Source organism: Streptomyces sp. URMC 124, from assembly GCF_051386455.1.
GTDB lineage: Bacteria > Actinomycetota > Actinomycetes > Streptomycetales > Streptomycetaceae > Streptomyces.
The window spans coordinates 1-3,928 of the sequence record NZ_JBPQTS010000274.1 but is presented as its reverse complement, the minus strand read 5'-3'; the positions used below and the strand labels follow the sequence as shown (position 1 = coordinate 3,928).

General features: G+C 75.1%; 4 protein-coding genes and 1 riboswitch. Of the genes, 2 read left to right on the top strand and 2 right to left on the bottom strand.

Translation table 11 applies throughout. The features are described 5' to 3' along the window. On the top strand, positions 1-525 hold a 525-nt coding region (locus ACSNOG_RS32015; RefSeq protein WP_436756210.1), incomplete at its 5' end, for an FAD-dependent monooxygenase. A gap of 69 nt (positions 526-594) precedes the next feature. Further along, a riboswitch (cobalamin riboswitch) is annotated at positions 595-814 on the top strand. 31 nt (positions 815-845) lie between these two features. After that, positions 846-1,982 carry a HoxN/HupN/NixA family nickel/cobalt transporter gene (locus ACSNOG_RS32010; RefSeq protein WP_436756209.1) on the top strand — a complete coding sequence of 379 codons (1,137 nt, stop codon included), beginning with the start codon at positions 846-848 and terminating at the stop codon, positions 1,980-1,982. A gap of 7 nt (positions 1,983-1,989) precedes the next feature. Here the strand turns inward: ACSNOG_RS32010 and ACSNOG_RS32005 are convergent, their stop codons facing one another. Next, positions 1,990-3,231, bottom strand: coding sequence for an MFS transporter (locus ACSNOG_RS32005; RefSeq protein WP_436756208.1), 1,242 nt, complete (start codon positions 3,229-3,231; stop codon positions 1,990-1,992). A gap of 75 nt (positions 3,232-3,306) precedes the next feature. Beyond that, on the bottom strand, positions 3,307-3,928 hold a 622-nt coding region (locus ACSNOG_RS32000), incomplete at its 5' end, for an alpha/beta hydrolase (protein WP_436756207.1).

Sequence of the window (3,928 nt, the reverse complement as noted above, 5' to 3'; positions counted from 1 at the left end):
CCCGCCCACGCCCTGTCCCTGGACGCCGCGGCCGGTCTCCCGCCGAGCCGGGTGCCCGGCGGGCTGACCGCGCAGCACCGCGCCGTCGTCGACGCGCACTTCCCGCCCTACTGGCAGGAGCTCGTCCGGCGCACCCCGCACGACGCCACGTACGTCCAGCCCGTCTACGACCTGTGCGTGCCGCGCTACGGGGAGGGCCGGCTCGTGCTCGTGGGCGACGCGGCGGCGGTCGCCCGGCCGCACTCGGGCAGCGGGGCGGTCAAGGCGCTGCAGGACGCCACGGTGCTGGAGCGCTGCCTGGTGTCGGCCGGGAGCCCGGACGAGGCCGTGGCCGCGTACGACGCCGCGCGGGCCCCGGCCGGCCGGGCCGTGGTCGACCTCGGCCGCAGGCTGGGCAGGGCGCAGGTGCAGGCCGCGCCCGCCTGGGACGCGCTGGACCAGGGCGCGCTGGAGGAGTGGTGGCGGCGGGCGGCCGACGGCGGGCAGGACTTCGGCGGGCGGTCGCTGGGGGAGCCGGGACGGTAGCGGGCGGAGCGGCCGGTGGCGACCGCTCGATTGCGAGAGATGTGCAACTGCAGAAAGTGTGCACAACCGCTAGGGTGGCCCGGCCGTGGTGTTCGGGAAGACCGGTGACGGACCTTCAGGGGTCCCAGTCCGGAGCGGCCCTCGCCACTGTGATCGGGGAGTGACCGTCCCGTTCCGCGCGCTCCCCCACGGCGCGCGGAGCCACTGGCCGCAGCCGGCTGCCGGGAAGGCGGGGACGGACGCGCACGGACCCGTAAGCCAGGAGACCGGCCACGGCATCTCGCCAATGGTCCACGAGGTGCTGGAGCGTTCAACCCACCATGTCCCGTCCCACTGATTCACCTGCCGCCCCCTTTCCCGGTTCCGGTCCCGGTCCCGCGCCCGCCTTCCGCTGGCGCCGCGAGGACACCGTGCGGACCGCCGGCCTGCTGGCCGTCATAGCCGCCCTGCACGTCGTCGCGTTCGGCGTGCTCTACCTGCTCGTCGTCCCCCACCACTACACCGTCGGCTCCAAGGTCTACGGGGTCGGGCTCGGCATCACCGCCTACACCCTCGGCATGCGGCACGCCTTCGACGCCGATCACATCGCCGCCATCGACAACACCACCCGCAAGCTGATGGCGGACGGCAAGCGGCCGGTCTCCGTCGGCTTCTGGTTCGCCCTCGGCCACTCCAGCGTCGTCGTCGCGATGGCCGCCCTGGTGGCGGGCGGCACCCAGCTCGCCGGGCGGCTGATGGACGAGGAGTCCACGACCCACCAGACCCTCGGTGTCGTCGGCACCACGGTCTCCGGCGGCTTCCTCTACCTCATCGCCGCGCTCAACCTCGTCGCCCTCGCGGGCATCCTGCGCATCTTCCGCGCCATGCGCGAGGGCCGCTACGACGAGGCCGAGCTGGAGCAGCACCTGGACTCGCGCGGCTTCATGAACCGCATCCTCGGCCGCTTCACGCGCTCCATCACCCGCCCCGGGCAGATGTACCCCCTGGGCTTCCTCTTCGGGCTCGGCTTCGACACCGCCACCGAGGTCACGCTGATGGTGATGGCGGGCAGCGGCGCCGCCGCGGGCCTGCCGTGGTACGCGATCGTGTGCCTGCCGCTGCTGTTCGCCGCCGGCATGAGCCTGTTCGACACGCTCGACGGCACGTTCATGAACTTCGCCTACCAGTGGGCGTTCTCCAACCCGGTCCGCAAGGTCTACTACAACCTCACGATCACCGGCCTGTCCATCGCCGTCGCCTTCCTCATCGGCACCATCGAACTGGTCGGCGTCCTGCACGAGAAGCTGGACCTGGACGACGCGGTGACCGGCTGGATCGCCGGCCTGAACCTCGACAACGTGGGCTTCGTCATCGTCGGCCTGTTCGTGGTCGTGTGGGCGGCGGCCCTCGGCTACTGGCGCTTCGGCAAGGTCGAACAGCGCTGGGCGGCCCGCACGGAGGCGGCGGCCGAGAGCTGAGGTCCGGTCAGACGGCGCGGGCGGGTGCCTCCTCGGCCTCCTCCCGCGCCGCCGGGACCAGGTGCGCCTGCCCGGCCAGGATCACCAGGGCGCCCACGGCGAGCCCCGCGACCCCGCACGACGCGGCCCACGTGGGGCCGGCCGTCTCCAGCACCGTGCCGACGACGGCCGATCCCAGCGCCACGCCCGCCGTCATCAGGGTCACCAGCCAGGCGAACGCCTCGGTGACGGTGCCCGCCGGAGCGAGCTCGCCCACGAGCACGAAGACGACGGTGAGCACGGGCGCCAGGAACAGCCCGGTGAGGATCATCAGGCCGGCCATGAGCGGCGGCGCGGGCAGCAGGCACAGCAGCCCGTACCCGGCCGTGAGGCCCAGCATGAGCAGGAGCGTCCGGCGCGGCGGCGCCACCCGCCAGTGGTGCACGGCCCCGTAGGCCAGCCCGCCGATCAGCGCACCGAGGGCGTTGAGCGCGAGGAGGGTGGGGGCGCCGCCGGGCAGGCGGTGGTCCTCCGCGTAGTGGACGACGAGGACGTTGAGCGTGCCGATGGCGACGCCCGCGCCCGTGAGGCCGGTGAGCAGCACGACCAGGCCGCGGCTGCGCAGCGGGCCGAGCCAGTCGCCGGAGCGGGCGGGCGCCTTCCAGACCCGGGCGGGCGGGGCGGTGGCGACCACGAGCACCCCGGCGATGCCCAGGAGCGCGCCCGCCCACAGCGCCGCCCCGGGCGAGGCGACGGCCACGCCGCCGGCCACCACCAGGGGCCCGCCGACGAAGACCAGTTCCTGCGAGGCGGAGTCCAGGGCGTAGGCCGCCTCCAGCTTCCCCGGCGCGACGATGTCCGGCCACAGGGCCCGCAGGCACGGCTCCAGCGGCGGCGTGGCCGCTCCGGCGAGCGCGACACCGGCCAGGACGGCCGTGCGGTTGCCGGGTGCGAGCGCCACGACGGCGAAGCCCACGGCCGCCACGAGCGCGGTGGGCAGCAGGACGAGCGGCTGGCCCGCCCGGTCCACGAGGCGGCCCAGCAGCGGGCCGCCGATCGCGGAGGCGATGGCGAACACCCCCACGGCCACGCCCACGAACCCGTACGAGGCGCCCGCCTGACGCAGCGCCAGCGGTACGGCGACGGAGGCCATCGCGCTCGGCAGCCGCCCGACGAGGGTGCCCAGGAGCAGCCGGGTCACGTGGGGGCCGCGCAGCAGGTCCGCGTAGCTCATGGGCGGGCCTCGCCGTTCGTCGAACTCCTCGGACACCGGGCCGCCATGACAGGCGCTGACGCTCTCGTGGGTGAGATCACGAAGGCATAGTTATACGTAACACCACGGCCGTCAAGGGGTGTGCGGCAGGCCCGGACCCTGGCAGCGCAGATCCCCGCCGGGCAGCGTGCCGTCCACCAGATAGGCGGCGACGGCGTCGTCCACGCACGCGTTGCCCCGGCTCGCGAAGACGCCGTGCGAGTAATCGTTCTCCAGCGTGACCAGCCGGGATCCGGGCAGGGTGCGCTGCAGGGCCCGGGCCCCCTCGACCGGTGTGACCGGGTCGTGCTGCGAGGCGACGAGCAGGGCCGGGGCGGCGGCGGGGCCGCCGAGCCGCGTGCGGCGGGCGGGGCGGTGGTGCCAGTAGGCGCAGGCCGAGGCCTCGATGCCGGTCAGGACGGGCAGCGGGTCGAGGCGGCGCAGCCGGCGCAGGTCGGCGACCACCCGCCCGGGTGCGGGCCCGGGCCCGTCGGCGCACTTCACGGTGCGGTTGGCGGCCTCGTACGTACGGGAGTCCGGGCCGTCGAAGGGGGCCGCGGGGCGCAGGCCGCCGACCGTGCCCTCGCGCAGGTAGGCGTGCAGCCCGTCGCCGAGGGGCGCCCAGCGCTCGGTGCGGCCGAGCGCCCGGTAGACCGCGCGGTCGAACTCGGCGGGCCCGAAGCCCTCCACGGGCCGGGCCGCGAGCCCCGCCCGC